Annotated in this window: 8 protein-coding genes; 3 read left to right on the top strand and 5 right to left on the bottom strand. The window is 41.1% G+C overall.

The genetic code is table 11. The annotated features are described in order from the left end of the window. The first annotated feature begins 102 nt into the window (after positions 1-102). Positions 103-1,404, top strand: coding sequence for an adenylate/guanylate cyclase domain-containing protein (locus tag NSTC731_RS06810; RefSeq protein ID WP_445630142.1), 1,302 nt, complete (start codon positions 103-105; stop codon positions 1,402-1,404). Positions 1,405-1,684: 280 nt separating this feature from the next. Continuing rightward, positions 1,685-4,396, top strand: coding sequence for a PAS domain-containing sensor histidine kinase (locus NSTC731_RS06805; protein ID WP_445632038.1), 2,712 nt, complete (start codon positions 1,685-1,687; stop codon positions 4,394-4,396). A 158-nt stretch (positions 4,397-4,554) separates the two neighbouring features. Here NSTC731_RS06805 and bioD read toward each other — a convergent pair whose 3' ends face one another. Together bioD and NSTC731_RS06795 are read right to left on the bottom strand one after the other, a co-directional pair. Next, the gene (gene bioD / locus NSTC731_RS06800; protein WP_445630141.1) at positions 4,555-5,265 is read right to left on the bottom strand and encodes a dethiobiotin synthase; all 711 of its coding nucleotides are present in this window, start codon (positions 5,263-5,265) and stop codon (positions 4,555-4,557) included. Continuing rightward, positions 5,265-6,989 carry a protein kinase domain-containing protein gene (locus tag NSTC731_RS06795; RefSeq protein WP_445632037.1) on the bottom strand — a complete coding sequence of 575 codons (1,725 nt, stop codon included), beginning with the start codon at positions 6,987-6,989 and terminating at the stop codon, positions 5,265-5,267. The genes bioD and NSTC731_RS06795 overlap by 1 nt, the downstream gene beginning before the upstream one ends. A gap of 1,401 nt (positions 6,990-8,390) precedes the next feature. On the opposite strand from NSTC731_RS06795, the gene NSTC731_RS06790 reads away from it, so the two are divergent. Beyond that, positions 8,391-9,407: a ribose-phosphate pyrophosphokinase gene (locus NSTC731_RS06790; RefSeq protein WP_445630140.1), complete on the top strand. Its 1,017-nt coding sequence runs from the start codon at positions 8,391-8,393 to the stop codon at positions 9,405-9,407. Between the two features lie 321 nt (positions 9,408-9,728). Here the strand turns inward: NSTC731_RS06790 and NSTC731_RS06785 are convergent, their stop codons facing one another. From NSTC731_RS06785 to NSTC731_RS06775, 3 genes are all read right to left on the bottom strand, one after another. Continuing rightward, positions 9,729-13,349, bottom strand: coding sequence for a response regulator (locus NSTC731_RS06785; RefSeq protein WP_445630139.1), 3,621 nt, complete (start codon positions 13,347-13,349; stop codon positions 9,729-9,731). Positions 13,350-14,039: 690 nt separating this feature from the next. Further along, positions 14,040-14,948: a hypothetical protein gene (locus tag NSTC731_RS06780; protein ID WP_445630138.1), complete on the bottom strand. Its 909-nt coding sequence runs from the start codon at positions 14,946-14,948 to the stop codon at positions 14,040-14,042. 68 nt (positions 14,949-15,016) lie between these two features. Continuing rightward, positions 15,017-15,295, bottom strand: a complete 279-nt coding sequence (locus tag NSTC731_RS06775; protein ID WP_289796500.1) for a GlsB/YeaQ/YmgE family stress response membrane protein — start codon at positions 15,293-15,295, stop codon at positions 15,017-15,019. Between the last annotated feature and the right edge of the window lie 433 nt (positions 15,296-15,728).

Below are 15,728 nucleotides of genomic sequence, written 5' to 3'. Positions count from 1 at the left end.
GAGGAGTTAAGAGTTAGGAGTTAGGAGTTAGGAGTTAAAAGTTATTCTCTCTTATCTCCCTTATCCCCCCACTCCTTTGATTACTAATAACGCAAAAAGTGCATGATTCATCCAACTAACTCCGACAAAACCCAACTAGATGCGCTCATTAGTCATGGAATGTCCTATCGGCAAACCAACAATAACCTGTCCGAATCCTACAAAGAACAGCGACAGAGCTTTTTGCTGAAACGGTTGCAATTGCAGGCGCAGATTATATTAATAGCTGGCTTGACTTTAATTGCTTTTTTTCTTTGGGTAAATTCACAATTAGAAGGCAAGATATACGCCTTTAAAATTGGTCTTGTAGTAGAATTATTCACTCTTATTTGTTGGGGTTTATGCAAAACTTCTATCGGTCGCCGTTATCCTGATTTAATTTTTTTAAGTTTGTGCTGGTCTGTAACTTGTGTTGTCCAAATTGATATAGCTTTGCTGTTCAATAATTTAGAACCGAGAAGCCATATTTGGACTTTGATGTTTATCACTCAAGCTACAATCATTCCAGTCCAATGGTGGATGCATTTAATATCTCAAATCGGCACAATACTTTGCTATTTAACTTTATATATTGTATATAATCCTATCTTGAAAAATCCCTTAGCTTTTTATATTGAGCAAGGATTATATTTATTTTGGACTTGCATAATTTGTGTTTTCTCTGTTTATTTATACGAACGATTACGAAAAAAAGAATTTTACGCTAGTAAGGCAATGGAACTAGCGCAGCATAAATCTGAACGGCTGCTACTAAATATTTTGCCAGAGATGATTGCAGAACAATTAAAACAACAGCCAGCAACTATTGCCGATAACTTTCTGGAAGTTACGGTGCTATTTGCTGATATTGTTGGCTTTACAGAGCTTTCATCTCATACCTCCCCGGCGGAATTAGTCGAGTTATTAAATACAATATTCTGTCTATTTGACCAATTAGCAGAACGTCATGGGGTAGAGAAAATTAAGACCATTGGCGATGCGTATATGGCTGTTGCGGGGTTGCCAAATCAATCTAACAATCATGCTCCAGCAATAGCTGACATGGCTTTGGATATGCAAAATGCTGTAGCTACTTTTAACGAAGAAAATAACCAATCCTTTAGCATTCGTATTGGCATTAGTACAGGGCCAGTAGTTGCAGGGGTGATTGGGCTGAAAAAGTTTGCCTACGACCTCTGGGGAGATACAGTCAATATAGCTAGTAGAATGGAATCACATGGTATTGCAGGTAGTATCCAGGTTTGTGAAGTAACTTATCAACTTTTAAAGGATAAATATTTATTGGATAAACGAGGTTTAATTAAAGTGAAAGGTAAAGGTGAAATGATGACTTATATACTAAAGGGAATTAATTTAAAAACTTAATAAATAGAAGTCAGAATTAATAATTCAGAATATTTTACCATTGAACATTTGTTAAAACTCAGTTTTACTACTTTAGATAGATTTGCAGCAACTAACTGATTAGGTGGGTATTTTTCCGATGCATAATTTAGGTGTTGAGCGAGGTCTAAGACGATCTGTGACGCTCGATAACTCGCTAATGCTGCTATCGCCCTTGGAAGAAGACTCGCTATCGGCGTCACATTTTCTAGCTGATTTTGGGAATAATCCTTTAGCTAGCTGCATAAAAGGAGAAGCCACATTGAGAGGAACACGTTCTCTTCTAGCGCCTTATGTTGTGGCACTATTGGCTGTTGGTAGCGTATTGCTATTAACACTATTGCTACAGCCACTACTCAAACCAAGTATTTTTCTGCTATTTTTTGCTGCCGTAGCGGTTAGTGCCAGGTATGGCGGTATGGAAGCAGGGTTACTGGCTACTGCTTTGTCTACTTTAGCCGTCAGCTACTTTTTCTTAGAACCAGTGTTTTCGCTCTTGGTTGCAAGTCTAGACAACATACTGCCCTTAGGCTTGTTTGTGCTGGTAACAACAATTATTAACTTGCTGAACCTAGAATTACGCACTGCCAAACAACATCTTCAAACGAGTTTGCAGAAACTACAGGTGAGCGAAGCCAGATTTAAAAGGTTGGTAGAGTCCAACATTATTGGGGTAATTGTAGCCAATATGGACGGGGCGATGCCTACGGCGGTCACTGAGCTTTGTCGAAGTGCGGGCTACACCTACGCAGAAGCTAATGATGCTTTTTTACGAATGGTAGGTTATTCTCAGGAGGATTTGCTAGCAGGACGAGTCAGATGGCACGATATGATCCCACCAGAATATATTGAAACTAACAACAGTGCAATCGCAGAACTCACAACTAAAGGCGTGTGTCAGCCTTTTGAGAACGAATATATCCGCAAAGATAAGAGCCGCGTTCCTATTCTGTTAGATTCTGCTTTGTTAGAAAATAGCCAAAATGATATTATTTCTTTTGTGATTGATATAAGCAAACGCAAACAAGCAGAACTTGCCCTTTCCAAAAGCGAAGAACGCTACCGCACTTTTTTGGAGCAGAGTTCAGAAGGTATTTGGTGTATCGAACTGGAAGTACCAATTTCAATAGATTGTCCAGAAGATGAACAAATTCAACATTTTTACCAATATGTTTACCTGGCAGAATGCAACAATGTTATGGCACAGATGTATGGCTGTTCTCGTGCCGAAGAAATCATCGGTGTCAGATTAGGAGACTTTCTTGTTGCCTCCGATCCACATAATATTGCATACCTGCGTAACTTTATCCGTTCTAACTACCGACTAATTGATGCCGAGTCCCATGAAATAGATAAGCAAGGTAATTCCAAATATTTTTTGAATAATCTAGTGGGAATTGTCGAAAATGGATTTTTAGTCAGAGCGTGGGGAACTCAACGCGATATTACAGAACGCAAACGAGCGGAAGCAGCACTCCGTCAACGAGAAGATGAACTGCGCCTAATTACTAATGCTGTGCCCGTCAAGATTTCTTATGTTGATAGCGAGCAGCGTTATCGCTTTAATAATAAAGAATATGAAGACTGGTATGAGCTTCCTGCTTCCGAAATTTCTGGTAAACATATTAGAGAAATTTTGGGAGAGTCGGTTTATCAGTCTATTCTTCCTTATGTAGAAGCAGTACTTTCAGGAGAGCAAGTAACTTACGAAACCCAATTACCCAATAAAGATGGCACAAACCGTTACGTGAATGTCACTTACATTCCCCAATTCAGTCAAGAGGGGAAAGTTGCAGGATTTGTTGCCCTTGTCACAGATATTACACTTCACAAGTTAGCAGAAGCAGCTCTCAAACAAAGCGAGAAACGGTTAAAAACACTTACCGAAAAAGTCCGCGTGATTCCTTGGGAGGTAAATGCCAATACTGGGAATTTTACTTACGTAGGGCCACAAACTGTTGAGATTCTAGGCTATCCATTGTCAGACTGGTACACCGATAATTTCTGGGAAAAAAATATGCATCCAGAAGATCGGAAGTGGGCTATTGAGTATTGCCAAGAATCTTCTCTATCACTAAATAATTACGAATTTGAATACAGAATGTTGGCTGCTGATGGCAGAGTTGTCTGGCTATATGACATTGTAAATGTAGTGCGGGATGAAAATGGGCCGCAGCTACTGCATGGATTCATGATTGATATTAGCGATCGCAAGCAAGCAGAGCAAGAACGCGAAGAACTGCTCAAACGCGAACAAGCAGCACGCGCCGATGCCGAAACTGCAAACCGAATGAAGGATGAGTTTCTCGCCACACTCTCCCACGAACTCCGTACACCTCTCAATGCTATACTCGGCTGGACGCAGCTACTTAGAACTCGCAACTTCGATCGAGCTACTACTGACCGGGCACTAGAGACAATTGAACGTAATACTAGATCCCTGGCACAACTAATTGAAGATGTTCTCGATGTATCACGAATTATTAGAGGCACACTCCATTTAAGGATGGAGCGGGTTGAACTTGTATCGCTTGTAGAGGCGGCAATTGATACTGTGTATCCAGCAGCCCAGGCTAAAGAGATTAGCATCAAATGTAAATTCGACCCGAAAGTAGAGATAGTTGTGGGCGATGCCAACCGCTTGCAACAGGTTGTGTGGAATTTGCTCTCCAACGCCGTCAAGTTTACACCCAAGGGCGGCAGGGTTGATGTGCAATTAGAGTGCATTGAATCTTACGTGCAAATTCGGGTGAGTGATACGGGAGCGGGAATTGCTGCCGAATTCCTACCCCATGTATTTGAACGCTTTCGTCAAGCTGACAGTTCCAGCACGCGATCGCATGGCGGACTAGGATTAGGGTTAGCGATCGTCCGTCACTTGGTAGAATTACACGGTGGTACAGTGTTAGCCCAAAGTTCAGGAATTGGACAGGGGGCGACATTCATTGTCAGTCTGTCAATGAAAGCTATTTAGGAGGCAGGAGGCAGGGGGCAGGGGGCAGGGGGCAGGAGGCAGGGGGCAGGAGGCAGGGGGCAGGGGGCAGGGGGCAGGAGGCAGGGGGCAGAAGTTCTTTTATTTTGAATTTTGAATTTTGAATTTTGAATTGATTTCTCCTGTTCTGTCTGGCTTTCTTAATTTTGAATTTTGAATTTTGAATTTTGAATTGGTATTAGTGTTTCCCAATCTAAATCTGATGCTATTTGAGCAAGTTTATCTAAATCAGTCAGGTTATCTAGATAGGGTAAGCAGCCTAAAACTGGCGTGTTAGTAAGTGATTGAATCAATTGAGATGGTGTCCAATCGGCTATTTCTGCATCCGTTCGAGGTTGTACGCAGTTCAAAACAATGCCTTTGAGATTGACGCGCGATTGTCTAGCTAATGCTACATTCGCCACTGCTTGAGCGATCGCACCCAATCTCACTGGTACTACCAATACCGTTGGTAAATGCCATTCCCCCGCTAAATCAGCTACCGTTAATTCTTCAGTTATTGGCGAACCTAACCCTCCCAAGGCTTCTATAAGTACAAAATCACGCTGCGATCGCAACTTAGACAAAGCTTGCCACACAAGTGCTAAATCTACTTGGCGATTTTCCCGTGCTGCTGCTATAGGCGGAGCCAGAGGTGCTTGAAAGTATAAAGGTGTAATTTCTTCAGCAGATTGTTCTAGCACGAATAGCTTTTGATACCACTCGCGATCGCCAATCCCCGATTGAATTGGTTTCATAATTCCCCAGCGACGCTGCGGGTAATATTTTTGCCAATAAGCTGCTAACGCTGTTGTTAAAACAGTTTTACCAGCTTCCGTATCAGTTCCAGTAATCAGTAGTGTGTTTAACATTAATTTCTTTGGCCAGAAAATGGTTGTGTTCCATCAGTCGGCGGCAAAGTCGGCGCTTCAGTAATGGTCGGAATTGGCAAGGGTGTTTCTGTGGGAAGTGGCAAAGGTGTCTCTGTGGGAAGTGGCAAAGGTGTTTCTGTGGGAATTGGCAAAGGTGTTTCTGTGGGAATTGGCAAGAGTGTCTCTGTCGGTGTTGGTTTGACTGGTTTTTCTAATGCAACATTGAGATTGTAATTGCTTTCGGCAACTCCTGAAAGCAGAGTTAACTCAATAGTATATCTACCAGTAACCAATAATGTGCCTTGATAAAATGTGACTTGTTGGGCAGTACTATCAACTGGTTGTCCATTGGGGCTTAAGACTGTTAGCAGAATGTTGCTTTCTGGGTCAATAAACGTGTTTAATTTAGTACCTTCTCGCCCAAAAAAGCTGTACTGGATGATTTGATTTGCTTTGAGAGTACCTTCAACCTTGATTGGGTTAGATGCTGTAAGGTTGAGGCGCTTAGTAGATACAACAGGTGGCTCGTTAGTAGGTGTGGGTGTCGGTATCGGTGTCGGTGTTAGTGTCAGTGTCGGTGTCGGTGTGAATGTAGTACCACCAGAAATTACTGGTGAAGGGAAATTTTGTGGAAGCGTCTCGTCTGATGTTTTTGACTGACTGCGGATGGAACTGACTAGTGCCCAAGAACCAAATCCTGCTACGATCGTGACAACAATGGCAATTGCGGCGATCGCTAATGGATTATCCAAAATTGAGTTTGTGGGACTTGGTGGAATTACAGGAGCGGGTTTCTTGGGCGAAGTTACTGGTGCTACTAAGTCAGGACGGCGACTAACTGCCATTGTCTGCAAGTTAGATACATTTACATTCGGAGGACTGACTTCGTGTAAAGGTTGTAGTGCTTGAGATACACTAGTAGCACTTTGATAGCGATCGCTCGGTATATGATTCAACATTCGATTCAACACCATAGCAAATCGCGGGTTCACTTTTACCCACCGCTGCCAATTCCAAGTTAGTTGGTTTTGATCGAATAGATCCTTTGGTTCTTTACCAGTCAGCAAAACAATCGCGCTTACCGCTAATGCATATAAATCACTACTAGGATAGGCTCCTCCTGTTTGCATTTGTTCGCTGGGAGAGTAGCCTAATTTTCCTACGGTGGTTTTTGGCAGGGGATTATTTGGCGATTGTAAACGCGTTGCCAGTTCTTTCACCACCCCAAAGTCAATTAACACGGGTTTCGCATCACTATCTCGCAAAATAATGTTTTCTGGCGAGATATCCCGGTGAATAATTCCTCGACTGTGAATATGCTCTAAAACGGGTAACAACAACTCTATCAGCTGCAATACTTCAGCCTCTGTGAAAGTTTTACCCACAGCTTGACGTTCAGCCAGCAGAGTGCGGTACGTCTGACCTGCAACGTAGTCCTCCACCAAAAATAAGCGTTGGTCTTGCTCAAATCTTTCCCGAAATTTCGGCACTTGTGGGTGTTCGATTTGATATAAAATGGCAGCTTCTCGGTGAAAAAGCTCTTGTGCCCTCTCCCAATCCAAAGCCGACCTTGCTGTTGAATTCAATTCTTTGATCGCGCAAAGTTCGTTAAAGCGCCTCTGGTCTTCTGCCAGATAGGTTCTACCAAATCCTCCTTGTCCGAGAATTTGAATTATGCGGTAACGGTTTTGCAAGACAGTGCCAACTGTAATCGGTGGTTGCATGATCGGTTGATTGAGTGTAGTAGCAACTGAGGAGGAAGTCACCCACAAAGATTAAGTCCAAGAGGCGACGGACAGTTACCTGCGGCAATATTCTACTATACTCAACAAGTAGACTCTACCAGAGGAAGGTTGTTTCCTACTGTATAACTCCTCAATTCAATTTCTCTGCCTGGGAAAACGATAAATTTTGAAATATTCAAAATTAACTTGAGAATCGAAGTTATACAAATCACTCATCTCTTTTTCAATCAATCCTGTAGAAAAAGAAAAAATTGCAATCGGCTAACTGTGCTAGTGTCAGCCAAGCTTCTGCACAATAAAATAGGTAGCAAGCGTCTTTATAAAGAATAGTGTTATCTCACTCAATAATGATTTCTTTAGCACTACAAATCTTGATTTTGTCAATTATTATTTGAGCTATAAGACTCGTATTTGATTGCGTGAAAACAACTCAGTACACATTTATTCCTTCTTCCCTATTCCCTATTCCCTGTTCCCTATGAATCGCAGGGCAGAGGCAGTTCTCGCTGCACCTAAGTAGAGCGATCGCAACCACTCAAAAATCAGGTATACCCTCAAGTAGAATTTTTCCTCAGCAATAATACGGTCACTCACTAGTTCAGATGTGATTGGTAGTTTCTACTTGACAGAATGTTCGCAGACAAATTCAATAGACTTCTTGGCATTTGTAGGGAAAAGGGTAAGGGGGAAAGGGAAAAGGAATAAAAAAACCTTTCCCCTTTGACCTTTCCCCTTTGACCGCAAGAGTGCAAAAGTTACTTTGGCAAGAGGTCTAATATCGATATTGAACAATTTTTCTATATTCAACTACCAACTTTTAAGTAAAAATATTTACAATAACCTATTTAAGTAATATTACTATCATTAAGTAATATTAAGTATCAAAAAAATATCTTTATTTAATCTTTATCTAAAAACTTGCTAGTGCGTGGATAAATTTTGTCCACTGCCAGCTTTTTCTAGGCTTTACAATAATTGTCACTTTTGTCAATGCGTAGATTATAGAGTAATAAGCTACTCTTTGACTACTTAGTGACAAGTGCTATACTGTGTGAGAACAAACTTTTTAATATCACTAAAGTTGTCAATGCTTTACTGTCAGCTATCAATGAGGTAATTATAAAAACTTAGCACACCAATAATGTTTAAGCAATTAGGCTTATTTACCTCAACTAAAAAATTGAACTATAGAGCTAGTGCATGGACTTGATGTCAGTTAAGCTATGAATAGCTTGTTTGCCAAGAAGACTAGATAAGTAGCGAATAATAATTTTATGCAAAAATGTTTAAATTTTGTATGGAAGCTTCAACAAAACTTACAGATGTTTTTTTAGGCTATTTCTTGGTTAAATCTATTAAATCCCTAATGATAATATTACTATGAATGCACATAGAGGATCTGCTGTGCTCAGTTCTGCAACTTTCAAAGTGCAACCATCTGCAACAGGACTGAACGATAATCATCGCCTGCGGCTGTTTTCTGGCTCTGCCAATTTACAACTGTCTCAAGAAGTCGCTCGTTATCTGGGCATGGACTTGGGACCAATGATTCGCAAAAGATTTGCGGATGGAGAACTTTACGTTCAAATCCAAGAATCCATTCGGGGTTGTGATGTCTATTTAATCCAGCCATGTTGTCAACCTGTAAACGATAATTTGATGGAATTATTGATTATGGTTGATGCTTGTCGTCGAGCTTCTGCGCGACAGGTAACGGCAGTAATTCCCTACTATGGTTATGCTCGTGCCGATCGCAAAACGGCAGGACGAGAGTCAATAACCGCCAAACTGGTTGCTAACTTGATCGTGGAAGCAGGTGCCAACCGCGTTCTCGCAATGGATTTACACTCGGCTCAGATTCAAGGCTATTTTGACATCCCCTTTGACCATGTTTACGGTTCACCAGTATTGCTAGATTATCTAGCCAGCAAACAACTCCCCGATCTGGTGGTTGTTTCTCCCGATGTTGGTGGTGTAGCACGAGCTAGGGCATTTGCAAAAAAACTGGATGATGCTCCACTGGCGATTATTGACAAACGTCGTCAGGCACATAATGTCGCAGAAGTGTTAAATGTTATCGGTGATGTTAAAGGCAAAACGGCAGTGTTAGTGGATGACATGATCGACACTGGGGGAACGATCGCAGAAGGAGCGCGATTACTGCGTGAAGAAGGAGCGCGTCAGGTATATGCCTGTGCAACTCATGCAGTATTCTCTCCACCAGCGATGGAGCGGTTGTCTAGTGGCTTGTTTGAGGAAGTTATTGTTACCAATACCATTCCCATACCAGAAAACAATCGTTTTCCACAACTAGTGGTGCTGTCAGTAGCTAATCTGTTGGGAGAAACTATCTGGCGAATTCATGAGGATACTTCAGTTAGTAGTATGTTCCGCTAACTGCATTCCTGTTACAGGGATAAATTACCCACATTGACTCCTTGATTGGGTGCAGTGTGGGTTTTTGCTTTTAATTATTATGCCAACACTAATAGATGGATTCACACCAAATCAGACACATCAAGGCAATTCCCAATCCAAAATCGTTCGACTCAGCGCAGCCGAAGTCTAAAATCCAAAACTTGTACTGAGCGAAGTCGAAGTATCTAAAATCCAAAATGGTATAACGTCCCTTGTGGGCTAAACCCCTAATCGCTGCACAAGAGCTGTAACGGGGATTGGCTCTGCATGGGAACGAGAGACTCCCTACTCTCTACTTGCTTACCGATACAGCCAAACCCTCAGCAGTGAAAGCAGTTGCTCGGTATCTACAGGTTTGGTGATATAGTCAGAGGCTCCAGCTTCGATGCATTTTTCTTTGTCACCTGGCATGGCTTTGGCAGTTAAAGCAATGATTGGTAGTGAGCGAAACTGTTGTTGTTGGCGGATGGCACGGGTGGTTTCGTAACCATCCATTTCCGGCATCATGATATCCATCAATACTATATTAATCTCAGGATTAGCTTGCAGTCTTTCTATGCCATCTCTGCCATTTTCGGCAAATAGCACTTGCATTTGATAGCTTTCTAAAAAGCTGGTCAGGGCAAAAATATTTCTGAGATCATCATCTACAATCAAAATTTTCCGATTAGCCAGCACCGGGTCAGTTTGATGTAGTTGCTCTAGTATTTGCCGCTTTGGTGTGGGCAAATTTGCTTGCACCCGATGCAAAAACAGGGCAGTTTCGTCTAACAACCGCTCTGGCGATCGCACATTTTTAATAATAATTGTTTCTGCTAGTCCCCGCAGCTGGGTTTCTTCTTGTCGGCTGAGTTCTTTACCTGTGTAAACAATTATCGGCAGTTTCAAAAGCTTGGGTTCAAGTTTTATCTGCTCAATTAAGGCAAACCCGCTCATATCGGGCAGACCAAGATCGAGTACCATACAATCAAAGTGATGCGATCGCAAAATCGCGAGAGCTTCTGCTCCTGTACCTACTGCTGTACTCTGGACATCGCCGTTACCAATCAGTTCGATAATACTTTGGGCTTGTACGGGGTCATCTTCTACAATTAAGAGATTTTTTACCTGACGCTCAATAAAGCCTTTAATCTCAGTCAATACCTGAGTTAGCGCTTCTGGAGACACGGGTTTTTGCAGATAAGTAATTGCTCCTAGCTGTAATCCCCGTTGTTGTCTTTCATCAACAGAAAGTATGTGTACTGGTATATGTCTGGTATCTGGTTTATGTTTCAGACGATCCAGCACCGTCCAACCATCCATCTCTGGCATGTGGATATCTAGCATAATTGCATTGGGTTTAAACTGTTCTGCTAGTGCTAGACCTTGTTTGCTTTGCAAAGCAACAATAGTTTTAAAACCCTGCTGACGTGCCATATCTAGTAAGATGCGGGCGAATTTATCGTCATCTTCGATAATTAGCAAAATGCGATCGCCTGGTTGAATTATTTCTCGGTCATCTGGAATATCGTGGGGTAAGCTGGGAAGTACTTTCACTGATGGAGAGATGTCTACAGTGGGTCTGTTTTCCACCATTGGCAGTTCTTTTATGGTCGATGCTGTGAGCATCGGGGTGGTTGGCTCAAGGGGTGGTGTGGTGATATTTTGACTATTCTTTTTCTGTTGTTTGGGCAAGTAAAGGGTGAAGGTGCTTCCCTGTCCTGGCTGGCTGAGTAGTTCAATTCTCCCTCCCAACAGTTGAGCTAATTCACGGCTAATGGACAAGCCCAAGCCAGTTCCGCCGTACTTGCGGCTAGTTGTGCCATCTGCTTGCTGAAATGCCTCGAAAATAATCTTCTGCTTTTCGGGTGGAATGCCTATGCCCGTGTCGCTGACGGCAAAAGCGATCGTGGAATTATCTACTTGGAATATTTGTAACTTTACGCTTCCCTGTTCTGTAAATTTAAAGGCGTTAGCTAAGAGATTTTTCAGCACTTGTTGCAGACGTTTGGAGTCGTTATAAATTGTCGGGGGTAACTTCTCATCCCGTTCAATAGTAAAACTGAGTTCTTTATTGTGGGCAACTTGCCGGAAAGTCTGCTCTAAAGATGTTTCCAAATCTGCAAGAGCAATTTGCTCAATATCGAGCGACATAGTACCCGACTCAATTTTGGCCAAATCGAGGATGTCATTGATTAATTCCAGCAAGTCAGTTCCAGCCGAGTAAATAGTCCGGCTGTACTCTATTTGTTTGTCGGTCAAATTGTTAAGCGAGTTATCTGCCAGTAGCCTTGCTAAAATTAATAAGCTATTTAATGGTGTCCGCAATTCGTGGGACATATTCGCCAGAAATTCTGACTTATATTTGGAAGATAAGGCCAGTTGTGCAGCTTTTTCTTCCAAAGACTTCCTCGCTCGCTCAACTTCCTGGTTCTTGCGGGCCACTTCCCGATTTTGAACTTCTAACAATTCTGCTTTTTCTTCTAGCTCCTCATTTAGTTGTTGCAATTCTTCGTTAGATTGCTTGACAAGAAATTGTGATTCTTCTAACTCATGCGCCTGTTGTTCTAGGCGTTGATTGCTTTGCTGTAGTTCTTCTTGCTGGGTTTGCAGTTCTTCTGTTAAAGCAACAGACTCTTCAAGTAGTTGCTGTGTTTGCAATTGTGAGGCGATGTTATTTAAAAATACACCTAGATTTTCACTCAATTGCTCTAAAAATGTTAGGTGCAACTGGTTAAAAGGCCCAAAAGAGGCAAGTTCAATTACAGCATTTACCTGCCCTTCAAATAGTATGGGCAAGACAATAATATTTAGTGGTGGTGCTTCTCCCAAGCCGGAAGTGATGCGGATATAATCACTGGGAACTTCTGTGAGCAGGATTCTTTGTTTTTCTAGGGCGCATTGTCCCACTAATCCCTCACCCAAACGAAACTGATTTGCTAGGTTTTTTCGCTCTTTATAAGCATAACCACTCAGCAACTTCAGTATAGGCTGGTCGTTTATGGAGTCCATCACATAAAAAACGCCCTGTGATGCCCCAACTAGCGGTGCTAAATTCGACAATATCAGACTAGACACGCTTTCGGGATTTCGCTGCCCTTGGAGCATCTGAGTAAATTCAGCTAAGTTAGATTTGAGCCAGTTTTGCTCCTCATTTTTTTGAGTGGTGTTTCGCAGATTAACGATCATCTGGTTAAAGGTGCGCGTCAACACGCCAATTTCATCTTGGCGATCGCTATCTGGTAAACTTACCGATAAATCCCCATCTGCCATTTTTTCTGCCAAATCAGAAACTTGCTTCAGGGGTACTGAAATATGTCTGGTCAAGGTGAAGCCAATCAAAGCTAAGAGCAAAGAAAAGAAGGGAATACTATAGACAATGCTGGCGAGCGTTTGCCGACCGGCTGCTTGTGCCTTCTCAGAACGCTGTTTGAGCAGTGCATTCTCTTCATTTTTCATCGCCTGGATAACTTTCTGGATATTATCCATCAGTTGCTTACCCTGGTCTGTCAGAACAGCTTTTTGAGAAGCTTCTAAGCCTTGGCTTTGCCGTAGCTCTATGACATCTTTCATTACAGCCATTCTTTGGGTTAGTAGTGGCTGCAAAATATCAAGCCGATTTTGTTGGTTGGGATTATCTGCTGTTAACCTTTGAAGTTCCCTAACTTTTTGATTCAGTACTTGAATGGCAGCGTCATAAGGTTCTAAATAGCGCTGTTCTCCAGTAATAATGTAACCGCGTTGCCCAGTCTCAGCATTTGTCAGTTGCAAGTTGAGGTCTTCAAGCTGACTTAACACCTCGTAAGTATGGCTTTCTTTGCGCGAAGTTTCAATTAGCTCATTGGTGCTTTGGTAGGAGATTAAACCAATGGTGGTCAGAGTTGCCAAACTCAAGGCAAAACTTACTCCAATCTTGGGTCCAATCTTCAAACGGTTTAACATTACTCCACGCAGGTATTCAAATTATTTCTGTTTTTGAGACTATTTAATTATGTTTTGGCTATGCAAAATCAATGGGGGATATTTAGTTTCTCTAGGATATACCTAATTTTTTGCACGCCAACTATTATCATTTGTATCCTAATTTTTGACAAATGTAACGGTACTTAAATAATTATATATCTAAATACTATATTTTTATTTAAGATTTTGACAAGAAATCATTCAGTAGCATAACTTCTTTTAAAAGAAGCAACTACTTGATTATGCTTTTGATTGAATATTGCCGGGGATAAGTAAAATTTTTTGCTCAGATTCTAAATTTCACATTAGCTAAAAAATGGTATTTTAAAGTTTATATAATAATGGTTAAATAATTTTTAAATTAACAAAGAGGCTGGATAGTAAAATTAAACAGCCCAATCAGGAAAATTAAATTAATTAAAACATAATTTATCTAGACATTAGATATAGTGCATTTTGCGGTTAGATATAACATCTATGCCATTGTACATCAATCTACCCAACCATAACCTTAGCGATCGCCAGCAGCATTCATTCCCCAGGAAAGTCAAGATTTTAAAAGACAACCTATACCCATAGAAGTAGATAATTTATAGTACAAAAGTATTGTTAGGAATATGCACAATCATGGCGTGTTGAAAAATATGTTGATATTAACTTGACATTTAACTAGAAGTTGTTAATCACTTGGCGATCGCTTCTAGCTGCATCAAGCTCGGATTGACTATAAATACTAAAATGTTGAACCTTGTTACTCTCTAAAATGGCTCTTGCACCTGCTACATAGATATCAGTGCCTTTTAGTACTAATAAGTAATGACCAAGAGTCAGATGATGCTCATAATATTTAGTTAGCTCGTCAGAAATTCCTAAAGTAGTATATTTATCTTGGGAACTGCTGATATTCACCCCAGAAATATCACCCAGATTGCTTGTATTTTTAACAACTATTGAAATTTGACTCATGGGGAAGTCGGCGGTTTTCAATTCAGTAACCGCTGCTTGTGCGTCTTGATGTCGGTAAAAAATACCGAGTGCATATTTGTAGCGATTATTTGGGGTCGAGTATGGCTCAAAGACTCCCCATTGTTGAACATCGCGGCGATTAAAAATCCTCTTGGCAAGACGAAGTTCTATGTCTATACCGGTTACTATTACCAAATAGTAACCTTTACAGACAAGATCGCTATAACCCTGTGCTTGCCTTTCAGAAATTCCTAAACTTAAGAACAAACTAGATAAACCACCTGCTAAAGTGGTAGCGATCGCTGTTACTTCCGCTCCGGCTAAGATGACTGGGCCTATACCAGGAATTACCAAGAGGACTATATCGACTGATAAACCAGCAATATTTCCTAAAGAATCACTAGCAACGGCTCCAGCAGCATCTTTTAAGGATGTATTGCCAGTGTTTTCGATGATTTCAACACCAGCAATATCACTTTCTTCTGTATTCCGTGCAATAACAGAAACTTTGTCCATTGGAAAATTAGAAGCTTTTAGTTCCTGAAGTACCAATTGTGCATCGGAATACCCAGCGAAAACTCCTATAGTTCTTCGCTCTTTCTCTAATGTCATTTTCTCGGTTTATTGCAGTTAGAAGTGATTCCCAAGATTGTTACCTCAATTTGAGGTATTTGAGGTAATTACACAGCGCGACGAGTCAGTAAACCCCAAAGGAAAATTAGTATCATTGCACCAATAACAGCAAATAAAATACTTCCCAGAGATAAAGCTCCTACAGATGCAGCTGCTGCCGAACTACTTCCTAGTAATACTTGACCCAAATAACCACCGAATACGGCCCCAAGGATTCCTAATATAATGGTAGAGATAATACCGCCACCTTGGGTTCCAGGATAAAATAACTTAGCTAACGCACCTGCGATTAAACCCAAAACCAACCAAGCAATAATGTTAGTCATTGAATTTCTCCTTCACTAAAAATCTGCTTTATTTGCATTTGACTATTTCATATTAAAGTTTGCTTCTAAAAATTTCGATCTATCTAAAGAACTAATATCAGAAATCTTTAGATATCATTTGAATATTTGCCAAGTCACCTTTGAGGATGAATATACAAATTCGTCACATTCTGTACATTCAACTATTTGTATAGCAGTCCTATTTAACATCATACAAGATGTAGATCGGGAAGCTAACCGCATTCTAGATGAGACACGAGGTGTAGCTTGCTTCCCTGTATGGGTAAGCGTAGGACTTCTTACAGAAGTGGGTTAAAGGGTAACGGTATGGAATTTTCCCTTACCTTTAACATGCACCCCAACCAAAAAGCAAAAGTTACTTTTCAAGATGTCTGTAGTATTTCGTAGAGAAAGACAGAAAAGGAAAAAAAAA

The organism is Nostoc sp. DSM 114167, from assembly GCF_052692655.1.
This window is presented reverse-complemented; position numbering and strand designations above follow the sequence as displayed.